This window comes from Caldimonas tepidiphila, assembly GCF_003569765.1.
GTDB classification, from domain to species: domain Bacteria; phylum Pseudomonadota; class Gammaproteobacteria; order Burkholderiales; family Burkholderiaceae_C; genus Caldimonas; species Caldimonas tepidiphila.
In genome coordinates this window covers 1-16,816 of the sequence record NZ_QXMG01000092.1, presented here as the reverse complement: position 1 = coordinate 16,816, position 16,816 = coordinate 1, and the positions used below count along the sequence as shown (strand labels likewise).

The 16,816-nt window shown below is 74.7% G+C and carries 12 protein-coding genes; 8 read left to right on the top strand and 4 right to left on the bottom strand.

Annotation, left to right across the window (positions count from 1 at the left end; genetic code table 11):
* Positions 1 to 1,383 precede the first annotated feature (1,383 nt).
* On the top strand, positions 1,384 to 2,634 hold the full coding sequence (locus tag D3A59_RS23520; protein WP_119157753.1) for a sensor domain-containing phosphodiesterase: 1,251 nt from the start codon (positions 1,384 to 1,386) through the stop codon (positions 2,632 to 2,634).
* 43 nt (positions 2,635 to 2,677) lie between these two features.
* Here the strand turns inward: D3A59_RS23520 and D3A59_RS23515 are convergent, their stop codons facing one another.
* From D3A59_RS23515 to ccoG, 3 genes are all read right to left on the bottom strand, one after another.
* Positions 2,678 to 2,962: a YkvA family protein gene (locus D3A59_RS23515; protein ID WP_119157752.1), complete on the bottom strand. Its 285-nt coding sequence runs from the start codon at positions 2,960 to 2,962 to the stop codon at positions 2,678 to 2,680.
* Positions 2,963 to 3,114: 152 nt separating this feature from the next.
* Positions 3,115 to 3,555 carry a CBS domain-containing protein gene (locus D3A59_RS23510; protein ID WP_119157751.1) on the bottom strand — a complete coding sequence of 147 codons (441 nt, stop codon included), beginning with the start codon at positions 3,553 to 3,555 and terminating at the stop codon, positions 3,115 to 3,117.
* Positions 3,556 to 3,765: 210 nt separating this feature from the next.
* Positions 3,766 to 5,235 carry a cytochrome c oxidase accessory protein CcoG gene (ccoG, locus tag D3A59_RS23505; protein WP_119157750.1) on the bottom strand — a complete coding sequence of 490 codons (1,470 nt, stop codon included), beginning with the start codon at positions 5,233 to 5,235 and terminating at the stop codon, positions 3,766 to 3,768.
* Positions 5,236 to 5,577: 342 nt separating this feature from the next.
* Here ccoG and D3A59_RS23500 point away from each other — a divergent pair, with 342 nt between their 5' ends.
* The 7 genes from D3A59_RS23500 to D3A59_RS23470 all read left to right on the top strand — a co-directional run bounded on the left by D3A59_RS23500 (position 5,578) and on the right by D3A59_RS23470 (position 16,266).
* Positions 5,578 to 6,225 (top strand): exopolysaccharide biosynthesis protein, encoded by a 648-nt coding sequence (locus D3A59_RS23500; RefSeq protein WP_119157749.1) that lies wholly within the window; start codon positions 5,578 to 5,580, stop codon positions 6,223 to 6,225.
* A 257-nt stretch (positions 6,226 to 6,482) separates the two neighbouring features.
* Entirely contained in the window at positions 6,483 to 8,843 is a 2,361-nt protein-coding gene (locus D3A59_RS23495) for an FtsW/RodA/SpoVE family cell cycle protein (RefSeq protein ID WP_119157748.1), read from the top strand.
* Complete coding sequence (locus D3A59_RS23490; protein WP_119157747.1) at positions 8,836 to 11,457, top strand: hypothetical protein; 2,622 nt, start codon at positions 8,836 to 8,838, stop codon at positions 11,455 to 11,457. The genes D3A59_RS23495 and D3A59_RS23490 overlap by 8 nt, the downstream gene beginning before the upstream one ends.
* Complete coding sequence (locus D3A59_RS23485) at positions 11,454 to 11,774, top strand: hypothetical protein (RefSeq protein WP_119157746.1); 321 nt, start codon at positions 11,454 to 11,456, stop codon at positions 11,772 to 11,774. Before D3A59_RS23490 ends, D3A59_RS23485 begins: the two co-directional genes overlap by 4 nt.
* Positions 11,775 to 11,781: 7 nt before the next feature.
* Complete coding sequence (locus tag D3A59_RS23480; protein ID WP_119157745.1) at positions 11,782 to 13,242, top strand: FHA domain-containing protein; 1,461 nt, start codon at positions 11,782 to 11,784, stop codon at positions 13,240 to 13,242.
* Positions 13,243 to 13,258: 16 nt separating this feature from the next.
* A complete protein-coding gene (locus D3A59_RS23475) occupies positions 13,259 to 14,272 on the top strand; it encodes a PP2C family protein-serine/threonine phosphatase (RefSeq protein WP_119157744.1) in 1,014 nt (337 codons plus the stop codon).
* Complete coding sequence (locus D3A59_RS23470) at positions 14,269 to 16,266, top strand: serine/threonine-protein kinase (protein WP_119157743.1); 1,998 nt, start codon at positions 14,269 to 14,271, stop codon at positions 16,264 to 16,266. The genes D3A59_RS23475 and D3A59_RS23470 overlap by 4 nt, the downstream gene beginning before the upstream one ends.
* Positions 16,267 to 16,292: 26 nt before the next feature.
* Here D3A59_RS23470 and D3A59_RS23465 read toward each other — a convergent pair.
* On the bottom strand, positions 16,293 to 16,816 hold a 524-nt coding region (locus tag D3A59_RS23465; protein ID WP_157991668.1), incomplete at its 5' end, for a site-specific integrase.

Genomic DNA, 16,816 nt, shown 5'->3' with positions numbered 1-16,816 from the left:
AGGCAGGTGAGGGAGGCAGGTGAGGGAGGCAGGTGAGGGAGGCAGGTGAGGGAGGCAGGGGGCGAGCGTGAAGGTGCGCTTGTCCTTGCAGTCCGGCGTCGTGTTCGTCAGGCATGCTGACTCAGCCCCAAGGGGGGGGTGGGGGGGGCATCCGTCATTGCGCGGCGTTTGGGCAGCAGGAGTCCGATGTTTCCACAGCCAACTCCACGATCTCGGCACAGCGGTTGCCCTTGCGCCCAGGCTTTCGGCACGAAGGGGCGCTCGGGGCCGTGTGCCCCGCATTGCCAAATGCTTCGCGCTGCGCCCAGGCGGCAGTTCAACGCGTTAAACCCGCCGGATAAATTCCCCGCTCGGCAGGGCATTGCCTTGCCTTGAATCCACGGGTTCCTTCAATGCCTGTCCGTCCGTTTTCAAGTTTGAACCCGCCCTCCGCTCCGGATTGCAAGGGCGAGATCAAAGTTGCTCCCTTGCAGAGTGGATCAACTCGAGAGAGAGGCCTGTTGTCCGCAGGTTGCGTAGGTGCGTCCGAAATTCGTAGCAGAGAGGAAGGGCGCCGGATGCAGTGGGGTACGCAAGGTGGACCGGCGCCAAGGACTGCGGCCGCCGGATGCACCATGCCGGATGAGTCGCCTCGCCCTGCAAGGTCGCCAATGCGCCGCTCGGACGCCATGCTTTGCGGGAGCGGCGAAAGTCATCTCTTCCGGGCAGACCATCGAGGGAGCGGGGGGCTTTGGGCCTCGCGGTTCACGGCACATCGGCAGGCCTGCGAGGGGGGCGACGCAAGCAGGGTCAAGGCCGGCCAATTGTTTGCCGCTGTTTGCCGCACTCGGGCAAACGGACGCCGCGCGGAGCGGCGCAAGTCAGTGAACGCGGGAGTTCAACGCATTAAACCGGCGCCGGTCCGGGTTCGCGGTCCACCTGAGGAGATGTTGAGTTCGTGTCAGGCGGCCTTCTCCAGAGACCAGCGCCTCATCTCCTGCAAGGCGCGTCGGGAGGCGAGTTCAATGCGTTAAACCGAGTGCCTGCCGTGCCTCGACCGCGCTGATCCCTCCGTCCGTCCGCAGCCCGGCGAGCCCCGATTCCGCGGGCACTCCATCGCACCATCCGCAAGCATTCGGCCGCCTTGCGGCAGCCTGTCCGAACCGCAAGGCCCATGCACCCCGAGCGCTGGCTCCCCGGGCGCGGCCTTTGCCCGGTTCCTTCGCCTCCGCCCGGTGGCCGGTGTGCAAGAAATTGAAAGAAGCAGTCGCGCCGGCAGGCCTCGGGTTGCGCGATTGCAGGGAGCGGGCACAGATCCTGGGATGCCCGCTCCGGTTCCACCACGAGCGGAATGGCCCTGGAAAAATCGTCAACGAGACATCGAGAAGAGAGGCGGCAAGCACCATGACGGCGCAGGAATACGGCCTGCCGAGTTTCTTTCAGCAGCGAGTCGATCCGGAATCGGAGAACGCCGAGGATGTCGTGCCGCAGTTGTTGCGCGCCTTGCGCCGGCATCTCGGCCTGCAGGTCGCGTTCGTCTCGCGCTTCTCGCACGACCGCCGCGTGATCGAGTACGTCGATGCTAGTCCCGGTGCGGCGGCGATGATCACGCCGGGGGACAGCCATGTCCGCGAGGAGACCTACTGCCAGCGCATCGTCGACGGACGGTTGCCGGAACTGATTCCGGATGCGCGCGCCGAACCGGAGGCGGACCGGCTGGCGGTGACCGACTCCCTGTCGATCGGCTCCTACCTCGGTGTGCCGATCCGCTTCAGCGACGGCACCGTCTACGGGACCTTCTGCGGCATCGGGGAGAAGCCCGACGAGTCATTGAACCAGCGCGATGTCGAGCTGATGCGGGTCTTCGCGGACATCGCCGCGCGCCTGCTGGAGCACGAGGCGCAACAATCCCGCGAGGCCGAGGAGATTCGCCTGCGCACGCGTGGCGTGCTGGAGGCCGGCGGCATGTCGATGGTGTTCCAGCCCATCCTCCGCCTCAACACCAGTCGCACCGTCGGCCTGGAGGCCCTGGCGCGCTTCCGCTCGGAACAGCCCGCCGGGCCGGACATCTGGTTCAACCAGGCCGCCCGCGTCGGACTCGGCGCAGAGCTCGAGATGCGAGCCGTCGAGATGGCACTCGACGCGCTCGGGCAGTTGCCTTCCGAGGTGTACGTCAGTTGCAACGTCAGCCCGGAAGTGGCCGTCAGCGAACCGCTGCTGCAGCTCCTCTGCGGTGTCCGACCCGAAAGGGTGGTGCTGGAGATCACCGAGCACGCCTACGTCAGTGACTACGAGCGGCTCGCACGGGCGCTCGCGCCGCTGCGCCAGCGCGGCATGCGCCTCGCGGTCGACGACGCCGGTGCCGGCTATGCCAGCTTTCGCCACATCCTCGCCTTGCAGCCCGACCTGATCAAGCTCGACATGAGCCTGACCCAAGGCATCGACACGCACCCGGGCCGGCGGGCGCTCGCTGCCGCGCTGATCCGCTTTGCCCAGGAAACGGGCAGCCAGATCGTCGCCGAAGGCGTGGAGACGGCGGGCGAACTCGAGGTGCTGCGCGCGCTGCAGGCGCATGTCGTGCAGGGCTACCTGATCGGCCGACCGCTGCGGCTCGCCGATGCCTGCGAGCGGCTGCAGGCGGAAACCCGCCTCTAGGACCTCGCCGCAAGGGACGCGCCGCGGCGCCGCGAGGCGGGACTCAAGGCTTGCGGCGTCCGACGCGGCGCTCGACGTCCGCCCTGATCCCCGGCGGCAGGCGGTCGAGCAGGAAGCGGATCGCGAAGGGCACGATGACGAGGTCGTCCATCACGCCGAGCAGCGGAATCGTGTCGGGCAGCAGGTCGATCGGCGAGAGCAGATAGACCGCGATCAAGCCGGTGCCGATCTTGAGCCACACGGGCGCTGCGGGATGGCGCAGCGCGAACCACAGCGCGCGCGCATCGCCCCGCACCATGGACCAGAGCAGCGTCAGACGTTTCCACATGGACAGCCTCCTCGAGCGAGCCGAATGCCGCGGCCTTGCGGCGAACTCTCCATGTGAGGGGCTTGGCGCCGGATGACAAGACGGCAGGGCAGGGCGTTACACCCGGACGCATCCGGGTGGACCTCGCCCCGGCCGTCCCTGCAGGCCGGACCTCAGGCGCGCTCGCCGCGGATGTAGTGCTCGAGCTGCTCGATGATGAACTTCTGCTCGGAGATGATGTCCTTGACCAGGTCGCCGATCGAGATCAGCCCGACGAGTCGGCCCTGGTCCATCACCGGCAGGTGGCGCAGCCGGTTCTCGGTCATCAGCGCCATGCACTGCTCGGTGGTCTGCGCCGGGCTCACGTACATCACCGGCGCGCTCATGATGTCGCGCACCGGCGTCTTGTCGGACGAGCGGCCCCGCAGCACCACCTTGCGCGCGTAGTCGCGCTCGGTGACGATGCCGACGATCCGGTCGTTCTCGACCACCAGCAGCGCGCCGATGTGCAACTCGGCCATCCGTTTCACCGCCTCGAGCACCGAGGCTCCCGGCTCGATGGTGTGCACGGTCTGGTTGCGCTTGGACTGGATGATCTGGGCGACGGTCGACATCGGTTTACCTCCGGAGTATCGGGCTCGGGCGCCCCCGCCCGTCGCGACCGGCCGCGGTGCGGCCAGCCCCGCAAGGACAGCTGGGGCGATCCTCGTGAGGGGGGTCTTCCTGCCGCGAAGTCGCGGCCTCGCCTCCCCTGCGCCGACGATACGCCGACCGGCCCGTGCTGCCCACCCCCGGGAAACGCGGAGGGCGGGCCGGGGGGACCTTCAGCGCGGCACGAGGAAGGTGGACTTCTCCCGCACCACCGCGGCCGGCTGCGCCTGCGGCCCGAGCTGCGCGAGCTCGAACTCGATCTCGTTCGAGCGGCCCTGCAGCGCCTCGGCCGTCTCGGGCGGCAACTGCAGCCGCACCGGCACCGAGCGGACCTCGGCCGGCGGCACCTCGACCGTCGTGTCGGAACTCACCGCGAGCCCCTGCAGTCCGTGCACCGCGATGCGGTAGCGCTGGGTCGCCTCGGTGCCGTTCATGATCTGCAGCCGGTAGACGTTCTCCACGCGGCCGTCCTCGACGACGCGCGCGAGCGTGTTGCGGTCCTTGATCACGTCCACCTTGAACGGGCTCTTCATCGCGATGCTCGCGACGAAGGCCACGCTGGCCGCGAAGAGGATCGCGCCGTAGACCAGCACCCGCGGCCGCAGCGTGCGCCGGATCATCTGCCCGCGGCTCAAGCCCCCGGCCACGCCGTTCTCGGTCGAGTAGCGGATCAGCCCGCGTGCGTAGCCCATCTTGTCCATCACGCCGTCGCAGACGTCGATGCAGGCCGCGCAGCCGATGCACTCGCTCTGCAGCCCGTGGCGGATGTCGATGCCGGTCGGGCAGACATGCACGCACAGCGTGCAGTCGATGCAGGAGCCCAGGCCGATCGCGGCCGGGTCGGCGCTGCGCTTGCGCGAGCCGCGCGGCTCGCCGCGGCCGGCGTCGTAGGTGATGACCATCGAGTCGCGGTCGATCAGTGCGCTCTGGAAGCGCGCGTAGGGGCACATGTACTTGCAGATCTGCTCGCGCAGGTAGCCGGCGTTGCCGTAGGTGGCGAAGCCGTAGAACAGCACCCAGAACGACTCCCAGGGCCCCAGGCCGAGCCCGAGGGCCGCCGCCGACAGCTCGCGCACCGGCGTGAAGTAGCCGACGAAGGTGAAGCCGGTCCACAGCCCGATCGCGAGCCACGCCGCCTGCTTGGCGGACTTGCGCGCGAGCTTCGCCGCGCTCCACGGCGCCGCGTCGAGCTTCATGCGCGCGATGCGGTCGCCCTCGATGCGGCGCTCGACCCACATGAAGATCTCGGTGTAGACGGTCTGCGGGCAGGCGTAGCCGCACCACAGCCGCCCGGCCACCGCGGTGAAGAAGAACAGCGCCAGCGCCGAGATCACGAGCAGCGCCGTCAGGTAGATGAAGTCCTGCGGGTAGAGCACCAGGCCGAAGATGTAGAAGCGCTTGGCCTCCAGGTCGAACAGCATCGCCTGGCGGCCGTTCCACTGCAGCCAGGGCAGCCCGTAGAAGACGAGTTGCGTGATCCACACCAGCGTCCAGCGCCAGCGGGCGAACCAGCCGCTGACCGCGCGCGGGTAGATCTTCTTCTGCTTCTCGTACAGCGAGACGACGCGGGTGGCGGGCGCCGCGTCGCTGTCGCCGGCGACGGGCCGGATGGGAATGACGGGGGAGGGGCGGGAGGTGCTCAAGGTCGGGTCGGCGCCGCGCGCCGCGTCAGCTCGTGGGGCCCGGAAGCCCGGGGCGCGCCGTCGAAGCGCCGCCTCGATCCCTGCCGCCGCTCAAGGCCGCGGGGCCGGCGCGCGCGTCGAACGCAGGAGCACTGTGCCGGTCCCGGGCCTTCCCCGCCTTGATGCGAATCAAGCGCTCGGGCAAACCCGGGCTGGCGCGGCGAGAAACTGCCGCTGCGGCCCCCGCGCGCGCCGCTCCGGTCGTCCACGGACTTCCGGGCATGGGCGGCCTGCCTACACTCTCGGGCAGGGCCGCGGGCGCCGGACGTCGGCACGAGCGCAGGCCCGCCCCGAATCCGCTCCATGTCCTTCAGAAGAACCGCCGATCCCGGCCCCGAGGCCGCCGCGCACTCCCGCCCGCTGTCGGAGGCGCTGCTCGCGATCGCGAGCGACACGAGCCGCGAGCGCATCGCGGTGGCCGACCTGCTGGTGGCGCTGCAGGACCGGGCGCTCGCGGCGCTGCTGCTGCTCTTCGCCTTCCCGAATGCGATTCCGGTGCCTCCCGGCACCTCGGCGATCCTCGGCGCGCCGCTGCTGTTCCTCAGCGCGCAACTCGCGCTCGGCCGCGGGCCGTGGCTGCCGCGCTTCATCGGCCGGCGCTCGATCGCGCGCACGAGCTTCGCCGCGGTGGTCGCGCGCGCCGTTCCGTGGCTCGCGCGTGCCGAGCGCTCGCTGCGCCCGCGCCTGACGCGATGGACGCGCCCGCCCGCCGAGCACCTGATCGGCCTGGTCTGCCTGTTCCTCGCGATCGTGCTGGTGCTGCCGGTGCCGCTCGGCAACATGCTGCCGGCGCTCGCGATCTGCCTGTTCTCGCTCGGCATCCTGGAGGGCGACGGCGTCTGGGTGCTGGCCGGCGCGGCGGTGTCGCTCGTCGCCACCGCGCTGGTCGCCGGCGTGCTGTTCGGGCTGGCCCGGGCGGGCTTCTACCTGTTCTCCGGCCTGTTCGCTTGAACGCGATCTCCCGCGCTCCGCGATCCCGCGCGCGTCGCACGGCGTGCCGCCCGGGTACAGCGCTTGCACCGGCTGCCGCAGTGAAGCGAGGACTGAGCCTGCCGATGAGCCCGATGCCGCGTGCCGCTGCGGGCCGCGCCTGCGGCCTGTTCGACGTGGACCGCACGGCGCGGGTGCAGTGCGGCCGGGGCGGGTGAGCGGCCGTGGCCTCTTCCGCATCCTCCCTGCCGGCAGAGGCGGCGTCGCGCGGGCCGGGCTTGAGTTCGCCAGGCAGCGCGCGCGCGCCGTCGCGCGCCGCCTCGCGCGTCGAGACGCTGCTCACCGTGCTGGCGATCCTCGCGCTGCTGCCGGCCTTCCTCGCGCTGGCTTCCGCGCCCACCGGCCGCGACGCGCGCTTCGTCGAGCCGGCGATCGCCGTCGGCGCGCTGCCGGCGCCGGTGCTGCCGGCGCTGTGCGAGCGGCTCGGGGCACAGGCGGAGCCCGGGCTGCGGGAGCGGCTGTGCCGCCGCACGGGCGGCGGCGCGTCGCAGGCGCCGGCAGGCCTGCCGGGCGAGCTCGCCGCGGCGCTGCAGCGCACGCAGGCGGCCTTCCTCGAGCCGCTGCGCCGCGCGCAGGCGAGGCTCGCCGAGTTGCGGCTGCAGCAGCGCGAAGGCGTGGGCGAGCTGCTCGCGCTCGGCCACGAGATCGATGCGCTCGTCGCGGAGATGCGGCCCTACGCGCAGCGCCACGCGCTCGACGCCGCCCGCGCGCGCGGCCCGCTGCCGCTGCACTGCGCGCAGCGCGCGGTCGAGGGCTCGCTGCACGCCGGCGCCGCGGGCGGCGAGACCGCGGCCGGCCCGGCGCGCGCCAACGCGCTGCTGCTGCTCGGCGCGGCGCTCGACGGCGTCGCGGCCACACCGGCGCTCGCGGCCTCGGCGCTGCTGCCCCCCGCCGGGGCGCCGGAGCCCGGCTGCGGCGCACCGCTCGCCGACGCGCTCGGCGACGCGGCGCTGCTGATGGCGCAGGCGCGCCAGGCGGGCGCGAACGCGGCCAAGAGCGGCGCGATGCGCGAACTGCTGCGCTCGGCGGGCTGGCAGTGGAGCGCATGGATGCTCCTCGGCCTCGGCTTCGTGAAGCTGGCGCGCCGCCTCGCCTCGCCCGCCGCGGGCGTCGCGCTCGCGCTCGCGGCCTGGGCGCTCGTCGCATGGATCGCCCGCGTACCCTGGCCGCTGGCGGGCGACCGGGTCTTCCATCCGGCCCGCCCGCAGGAGGCCTGGCTCGCGCTGCCCGCAGGCCCGGTCCTCGCGATGCTGGGCGGTGCGCTGCTGCTGTTCGTGCTCGCGCTGCGCCGCCCCCGCGTCGCAGCGGCGCCGCTGCCGCAGGTGCCCGCCTCGCGCCTCGGCTATCCCGGCCTGGTGCTGACGAGCGGCATCGGCTGGGTGCTGCTGCTCGACCTGTCCGCGCACGGCCATCCCGCCAACCGCTACCTCGCGCTCTACCACCAGGGGCACCTGTGGCTCGGCATGCTGGTGCTGAGCGTGCTGGTGCTGCTGCGCCAGCCGCTCGGCCGCGCGCTCGCCTGGAGCCTCTCGGTGCTCGACGAGCTGGCCGGCCTCGTCGCGCGGCGCTTCGGCGGCAGGCGCGGCCAGGTGCTCCTGCTGTTCCTGGTGCTCGCCGGCGTGCTGGTCGCGGCCACCGTCCTGTCGAACCTGCGCCAGCTCACGTCGGAGCTCGGCCGGCTGTGGCTGATCGTCGGCGCGGCCTGGTTCTTCTTCCTGCGCGGCGGCCCGCTCGCCGAGCGGCTCGCGAACGCGCCGGGCACGGTCGGCTCGCTCGGGCGCTACCTCTGGCCGCTGCTGTTCGTCGCTGCCGTGCTCGGGGTGGCGATGCTCGCGACGCGCGACTTCGGCCCGCTGCTGATCGCCGCCTACGGCGCGGGCGCCTTCCTCGCGGCCTCGGTGGCGATGTGGTGGTACCAGCGCGGCGGCACGCGGCGCAGCGCGTCGGCCTTCGCCGCCGGCGTGTTCAGCGTGTGGATCGTCGCGCTGACCGCGGGCCTGCTCGAGTTCGGCGCCCTCGAGAACACCACCGCGGCGCGGCTCGAGAGCCTCGCCGCACCGCTCGCGTCGGCCAACGACCAGCTCGCGCTGGTGCGCTGGTTCCAGCGCGCGGCGCCGCCGGGCGGCTTCGGCGTCGGCAACGTGCCCTGGTGCGGCTATGCGGGCGGTGCCGGCTGCCCGGGCGTGCCGGCGCAGATCCACAGCGACTACACGCTCACCGCGATGGTCGGCGCCTTCGGTCCCTTCGCTGCCGCGGCGGTGACGCTCGCCTGCGCGCTGTGGCTGCATCGCCTCGTGAGCCACCACGGCCGCGTCACGCGCGGCGAGCCGCGCCTCGTCGCGCGCGCTGGCGGCATCGGCAGCGAGCCGCAGGCCTTCCTGAGCTGGCTGTGCGTCGCCTGGGTGGTGCTGACGCTGTGCCAGCTCGCCGTCACCGTCGCCGGCAACCTCGCGGTGCTGCCGCTCACCGGCGTGACCTATCCCTTCGTCAGCTTCGGCATGACCTCGCTGCTCGTGAACATGGGCTTCCTCGCGCTGTGCCTGAACATCGACCTGCCCGCGGGAGGCGCGCATGGCTGAGCCGGGGCGCCCGACGCTGCTCGACTTCGCGATCGCCGCCAGCGCCGCGGTGCTGCCGGTGCTGCTGCTCGTGCTGCTGGCGGTGGCGGCCTGGGCGCCGGCCGATCCATCGCTCGCGCCCGGCGCCACGCCCGACCGCTACGTCAACGTGCGCCAGCTCGCCGCGCTAAGGACCTTCGAGCCCGCGATCGTGCGGCGCCGCGAGGTGAGCGCGGGCCTGCCGGACGCGCAGGCGCTGCTCGCCAGACTGCCGCAGTGCCGCGACGAGTGGAGCGCCCGGCCCGGGCTGCGCGATCGGCTGAGGGCGCTCGTCGGCGGCAACGCGGCGCCTCACGTGTCGACGGCGCAGCGCGTCGCCGCGCAGCTCGCCGCGCTCGACCGCGCGCTCGCCGCCTTCAGCCGCGGCGGCAACCGGCGCGTCAGCGAGCCGGTCGGGCTCGATGCCGGGCGCTGGATGCGCGCGGCGGCGGCGGCGCTGGAGGCGCCGGTCGAGTCCTCGCAGTACCCGGGCCGCGGCTTCGCGCTGCGCTGCGCTGACCTCGCTGCGGCGGTGCACGCGCTGTCGCGCGCCGAGGGGCGCATGCTGCAGACGCTCGCCTGGCGCGGCAGCGTCGTGCCGCAGGTGCTCGCACGCTGGCGGCCGGGGCAGTTCATGGAGGTCTCGCCGGTGCAGGTCGCGCGCCACAACCCGTGGGCCGGGCTGCCGGGTTGCGTCTACCTGTCGGCCTCGGGGCAGCAGCCCACCCATTTCGTCGGCGGGCCGGACAGCGGCGGACGGCGGCTGTGCGCGGAGGCGGCGGTGGCAGGCCTCGCTGCCGGAGCGGGGCCCCCTGCCGCGCTCGACGGCGAGCCGGGGCCGGAGCTGGCGCCGGACGACCCGCGCTGGCAGGTGCCGCCCTCGCTCGGCACGCTGCTGCGCCCGCTCGACGCGCTGCGGCGCCCGACCGGGGCGCTCTATCGCGCTTACACCGCCGACGCGGCGGAGGCCGGCGGCGCGCCGCAGGAGTACCGCTACGGGCCGAACCGGCTCGAGCTCGACGGCACGCCGATCGACGTCGGCTTCTCGATCGACCTGACGATCGACCCGGCGCTGCAGGCGCTCGCGCAGAAGACGGCGGCCTGCTACACCGGCCGCCACGACGTCTGCCGCGCGCTCGGCCTGCGCCGTCGCGAGGACGGCGCCAGCGCGCTCGGCCACCGGCTGCTCGAAGGCGCGATGGTGCGCATGGCGGCGGTCGCCGTCGTCGACGTCGCCAGCGGCCGCATCGACGCGCTCGCCGGGGCGCTCTCGCCCTGCACGCGGCAGGAGTTCGACGGGCCGGGGCGCGCGGCCGGCTGCGACGCGCGGCTGCCCTACCCGGTGCGCTACCGGCCCGATGCGCTGCTGAACCCGGCGGTGTTCCACGACGCGATGCCGGCCTCGGTGATCAAGCCGGTGATGGCGAGCGCCTTCCTGTCCGACCCCGAGGTCGGCGCGCGCTGGCTCGACGCGGAGCGCCGCGCGCAGCAGCAGCAGGCCGGCTTGCCGCAGCTCGGCCCGCTCGGCGCCGAGCTGATGCGCTCGGATTCGGCGCGCTTCCTCGACCGCCTGTTCTGCGCCGAGCGCGGCTACGCCGACTGCGAGCGGCCCGCGCGCGTGCAGCGCGCCGCCGCCGCGCTCGGCTGGAACGCCGGCTGCACGGATGCGCTCGCCGGCTGCGGCACGCGCGACCTGCTGTTCGGCCGTGCGCCGGGCGCGGACGCCGAGGGCGGGCGCGTGCAGCCGCTGGCGAACTTCCTTCCCTACGGCCGGCTGCTGGTCGAGCCGGTCGAGGGCCGCGCGGGCGCGCCGTTTCGCGCAATGCCGGGCGACCTCGCCGACGCGGCGACGCTCGCGCAGTGCGCGGCCGGCGCCGACGGCCGCCGCGGCAGCGACGACGACTGGGAGCGCTGCCGAGGCGCGTCGGTCGTCGACGCGGTGTCGCAGGGCTGGGGGCAGGGCCATGCGCGCGCGAGCGCGCTCGGCGTGGCCGGCATGCTGGCGGGGATCGCGGCAGCCGCGAACGGCGAGGACGCGGTGCGCCGGCCGCATCTCGTGCGCGGCTTGCGAGGCGTCGGCCGGCGCGACGCCGGGCTCGCGCCGGCGGCGCTGCGCTGGGAGCTAGTGCCGCCCGAGCCGCTCGGCGTGCCGGCGGAGGCGGCGCAGCGCATCCTCGGCGCGCTGTCGCGCACCCACCGCGGCGGCACCGCGCAGCCGGCCTGCGAGCAGGTGTTCGACGCGCGCGCCTGCCGCGGCATCGACTGGCTCGCCGGCAAGACCGGCACGCCGACCTTCCCGAACGACGGCCGCACGCTCGACGAGCTGGCGCGGCTGTGCGGCGGCGGCCGCGGCGCCGCGCGCGCGGGCCTGGCCTGCAGCCCGCTGCGGCCCTACAAGTGGTATGTCGCCGCCTACCGGCCGCCGGGCGGCGGGCCGCGCTGGACCAAGGTGATCGCAGTGCTGGCCGAGCGCAACTGGCTGCGCGAGGGCGGGCGCGTGCATGCCGCGGGCGACCTCGGGCCGAACCCGGCCGCCGAGATCGCGATGCAGATCGCCGCGCGCCATGTCGGGGTGCTGCCCGGGAGGACAGAATGAGCGACCGTGCCGACGCGCTGCCCGCGCCGCTGGTCTGGGGCTTCGACGGCCCCTTCGACACCTGCCTGCAGGATCTCGAGGACACGCTGCGGCGCGCGCTGGTGCAGGTGGGCGACGTGTCGCGCATCGTCGTGAGCGTCGAGCTGTCGCTGCCGGCGCTGCAGCGCCGCGTGCGGGCGGGCGACGCGGTCCAGCCGGCCTGGGGGGAGTTCCTCGCGCGGCTCGCCGCGCGCTACGGGCTGCCCGCCGCGCCGCGCGTGCGCTACCTGAGGAGCGAGGGCCGACTCGCGACGCTGATCGTCGCGTACAGGAGCTGATGAGCCGATGCCGCTGAAGACCTGGATCCTGGACAAGATGAACCGCGTCAGCGAGCTGTTCGTGCGCGAGGACCTGCCGCCGCGCGCCGAGCCGCGGCGCCCCGGCGCCGCGCTGCCGTCTGCCGGCAGCGAGCCACGGCGCGACGCGGCCCCGCCTGCGCTGCCCGGCGAGCACCTCGGCGCCTACGCGCCGCTGATCGACGCGATCCGCGACGAGCTCGAGCGCTTCGTCGCCGCGCACGTGCGCCTGCACCTGGCCATCGCCGAGCACGACCGCTTCCTGCTCACGTCGATCGGCATCGAGGCCGACGAGGGGGGCGAACCGCTGGAGCTGCTGCGGCGCTTCACGCGCGAGTTCCGGCCGGAGCAGATCCGCCGCTTCCTGATGCGCGAGCTGGTCGCCGGCCTGCCCAACGCGGGCGCGATCGACCTGTCGCAGTTCTCGGGCCTGAAGCTGCCGGCGCCCGGGCAGCCCGCCGACGAGGAGGAGGACGGCGACGAGTACGCCGAGCTGCTGAAGGCGCTCGGCGCTCCCGCCGGCGCCGACGCCTCGGCCTACCGCGTGAGCCTCGTCGGGCGCTGGACCGAGGGCGTCCCGCCGCCGCCCGAGGCCCGGGGCGCGTCCCCGGCGGCGGCCGCGACGGTCGGTGCGACGCCGCTGGCCGGCGCGCGCGTCGAGGCCGACCTGCACGACGCGCACGGCGAGCGCCGCGTGGCGCTGCCCCCGGTGCTGCCGGGCCGGCGCCTCGTCGTCGGCAAGGACGCGGGCTGCGACCTCGTCGTCGAGGGCACCTACACCAGCCGCCGCCACTGCGAGATCTGGCTCGAGGGCGGCGTCTGGCGGGTGATGGACACCGGCTCGACCAACGGCATCCGCGTCGAGTCGGCCGCCGGCGTGCGTCGCGGCGGCGGCCGCGAGGGGGCGGCGGGCGCCGCGCCGCAGGCCATCGAGTTCCTGCCGGGCGAGCGCATCGTGCTGTCGGCGCTGGCGCAGGGCGAGGCGCGCGACTACCCCTGGTTCGCGCTGCGGCCGCCGCCCCCCGCCGCGCCGGCCACGCCGCTGGCGGCGGTCGCCACGCCCGCGACGCCGATCACGCCGGTGGTCATGCCGGCCCCGGCCGCGAGCCCCTGGTCCGTGACGCTGCTGTCCGCCGGGGGCGAGCGCACGCTGGCGCTCGACGCGGCGGCGCTGCCGGCGAGCGTCGGCCGCTCGCGCAGCCGCACGCTGGTGGTCGACCGCGCGCACGAGAGCGTCTCGGGCCACCACCTCGACATCGTCGCGCTCGACGAGGCCGGCGCTGAGTTGCTGGTGCACGGCACCAACGGCGTGACGCTCGACGGCGTGGCGCACCCTCCAGGAGCGCGCCTGCGCTGGCCGCCCGGCCGCACGCTGCAGCTCGGCCGGCCCGGGCCGCAGGAGCCGCCCTGCCTGCTGCGGCTGATGCACCGCGGCGATACGCCGCGTTGAGCGCCGCCGCGCGATCATGGGCCTCGTCACTCCCCTCGAATCCTCCGCACCGCCGCGCGGCGATGCGCCGCAGGGCGCCCGACGCCTGCTGCGCCTGTCGGCCTGGAGCCGCGCCGACATCGCGGTGGCCACCTCCGCCGCGGCGCACCACCGCGTCAACGAGGACGCGCACAGCGACCTCGCGCGTGAATCGCGGGTGCTGGTGCTGGCCGACGGCGTCGGCGGCGGCGCGATGGCGGCCGAGGTGAGCCGCCGCCTCGTCGACGCGCTGCACCAGCGGCTCGACCGCGGTGCGCTCGACGCGGGCACGATTGCCCGCGCGGTGCTCGACGCCGATCGCGAGCTGCGCGACTTCGTCGGCGCGCACACCCGCGAGCCGGGCGCCGCGACGCTCGCGCTGTGCGCCGCCGCGGGACGCTCGGCGCGCGAGTGGTGGATCGCCTGGGTCGGCGACTGCCGCATCTACGCCGCCGGGACCGGGCGCGACGAGCCCGCGCGGCAGCTCACGCATGACGACAGCTACCTCAACCTCGGCGAGGCGCCGCCGCCCGGCGGCTCGCCCGCGGATCCGGCGCGCATGGTCGGCAACGGCGCGGTGCGCGAGCCGAACGTGCGGCGGGTGCGGCTCGCGCGCGGCGAGCGCCTGCTGCTGTGCAGCGACGGCGTGCACAAGCACCTGACGCCGCACCAGATCGGCGAGCTGCTGCGCCCGCGCCGGCCGCTCGAGGCACGCTGCTGCGAGCTCGTCGAGCGAGCGAGGGCGGCGGGCAGCACCGACGACGCGACGGCGCTGGTGCTCGAGCGCCACCGCATGTCCTGGATCGCCTGGGGCGCCTGGGGCCTCGCCGCCGCGGTGCTGCTGCTGCTGGCGGGGCTGGCGCTGTGGAACGCCTACGGGCTGGGCGGCCGGGCGACGCCGCCGGTGTTCGACCCGGACCCGACCGAAGGCGCCGTGCCCGGGACGGTGGCGCCCCCGCCGCTCGCCGCGCCGGCCTCGGCCGCATCCGCACCGGTCGGGGGGGCGCGATGAGCCCGGAGCAGCTGGAGCGGGTGTTCGGCCGCGGGCGGCTGCAGATGAAGACCGGTCGCCACGTCGAGGTCTTCCGCGAGGCCGCGGCGCCGGGCGAGCGGCGCCGCTACACGAAGCGCTTCCTCGCGACGCAGGACGGTGACTTCCGTGCCTGGACCGAGCGCGAGTGGCGGCTGCTCGCGCGCATGATCGGGCACGGCGTGCGCTGCGTGCCTGAGGTGGTGCGCTTCGACCGTGGCGATGCCGGCGGCGCGGCGCTGGTGCAGACCTTCGACGCGGGCGCCACGGTCGACCACTGGGCGACGCTGCTGCCGCTGCAGCGCGACGGCCGCTCGCGCCGCCATCTGTTCGAGGATGCCGCGCACTGGTGGGCGCTGGCGCACCACGGCCTCGTCGCGCTCGAGCAGATCCACCGGCTGCAGCTCGTCCACCTCGACGTGAAGGCCGACAACGTCTGCATCCCGTACGCACCCGCCGATTTCGAGCCGGGGCAGCCGGGCCGGCGCCTGCGCGCAGTGTTCGGCGAGCTGGCGCTGATCGACTTCGCGTTCTCGGTCGTCACCGGCGAGGACCTGGCGATGCCGCTGCCGATCGGCCGGCAGCCCGACTACGCCTACCAGTCGCCGCGGCTGCTCGCGGCGCTGGAGGCGGGCCGCGCCGGCGAGCTCGGCCCGACGCGGGCGCTGGACTGGCGCTGCGACATCTACAGCCTTGCGGCGATGCTCGCGCGCTACCTGCCGCCGGCGGGCGCGGCCGACGCGTCCACCGGCTGGACGCCGCAGCGCTTCGCGCATGCGCAGACGCTGCTGGGACGGCTGCGCGAGGTGCACGACCATGCCGACCCGCGCGAGCGGCCGCATGCCGAGCTGATCGAGGCGTGCGCCCAACCCCTGCGGGACGCGGAGCTGGTCGCGTCGCTGGAGCGCGGCTGGCAGCTCGCGCTCGACGCGCGCGCGACAGCGGCCGAGGCGGCGTCGACGCCCGTCACGCGCCTCGCGCCGGCGCTGACGCCGCTCGCCGCCGAGCCCGCACCGCAGCCTTCCCCGGCCCGCGAGCCGGGCGGCAGCCCGCCCGGGGGGACGCGCCGCGTGGTGCAGGCCGGGCGCCCGCGCCTGCGGCGGCTCGTCGTGCCGGCGCTTGCACTCGCCGGGCTCGCGCTGCTGGTGCCGCCGGCGCTCGATGCGGCGCGCAGCATCTCGGAGGCGACGCGGGCGATGCGCGAGGCGGTGCGCTCGGTGCTCGGGCCCGGCACCGGGTCCGACGCGCCGCGCGCCCCGGCGCCCGCGGCGGCACCGGCCGAGACCTTCGAGCAGCGGGCGCGGCGCCTGATCGAGCGGCGCCTGCCCGAGATCGCCGCGCGGCTCGAGGACGAGGTCGGCGCGGTCCTGCGCACCGCGGGCCGCGCCGAGACTGGGTTCGAGGACGCGGGCGTGCTCGATCTTGCGCGGCGCATCCGTCTTCCCGACGACGCCGGGCTCGGCCGGGGCAATTCGCCCGGGGACGCGCGCCGCCTCAACGAAGCCGCGCGCGAGGCCTTCTGGACGCGGCGCAGCGTGCGCGAGGCGCATGCGCTGCAGCTGCGCGCCTTCGGCGCCGACCCGCGCGACGCGGAGATCGTCGGCAACCTCGCCTTCCTGCAGCTGAAGCTCGCGCCCTCGCAGCCCGAGACCGCGCGCCGGCTCGCGCTGTACGCGCTGTCGCTCGGCGGGCGGCAGTTCCCCGCGGGCCGCGTCGAGGACTGGGGCTCGCTCGCGGTGGCCAGCGCGCTGTCCGGACGCGAGCGCGACGCGCGCGACGCGCTGTTCGTGATGCTGGCGGCCAGCCGCGACCTGGAGCGCAGCTGCCGTTCCGCGCTGAGCGCGGTGGCGAACTACGGCACGGCGATGCGCCCGCCGGTCGAGGCGATGCTGCGCCGCATCCACGAGCGCGGTGGCAGCGCTGCGCCGTCCTGCCGCTGGCCGCCGGACTGGAGCGCGGGCGTGCGCGTGCCCTGAGCCGGGGCTTGCGGGCTCGGGGAGACTCAGCCGCGGCGGCGCACCTTCGCGAACTCGCTGACGATCAGCCGCTCCTCGGCGCGGGTGTAGATCGAGGTGGTGCGCAGGTCGGCGTGGCCCATCGCGCCCATCAGCGCCACCGGCAGCACGCCGTCGGCCGCGGCGTTGGTGGGGAAGAAGTGCCGCAGCCCGTGGGTCGTGGCGCGCTGCAGGGCTGCGGCCTCGATCTCCGTCGGCGGTTTCTCCCCCGCCCCTGAGGCCTGCGTCGCCAGCGCCTCCGCGCGCCGGGCGGCCTGCTTGAAAAGACGCTTGAGCGACTGGTACAGCGCCGAGGGATCCAGCGCGCCGTAGCGGTCGGACTGCCGCGAGGCTTCGCGGTCCAGCACCGCGACGCCTCGCGCATCGAGCTTCCAGCGCGGCGGCGCCCGGCGCAGCGCGCCGATCAGCGGTCGCTGCGCCGGGTCCGGCGCTCCCGGTGCCTCCATCGTCGCGCCCTCGTCGCCGGACGCCGACAGCAGCTGCCGCAGCCGCGGCGCCGCCGGGTCGTAAC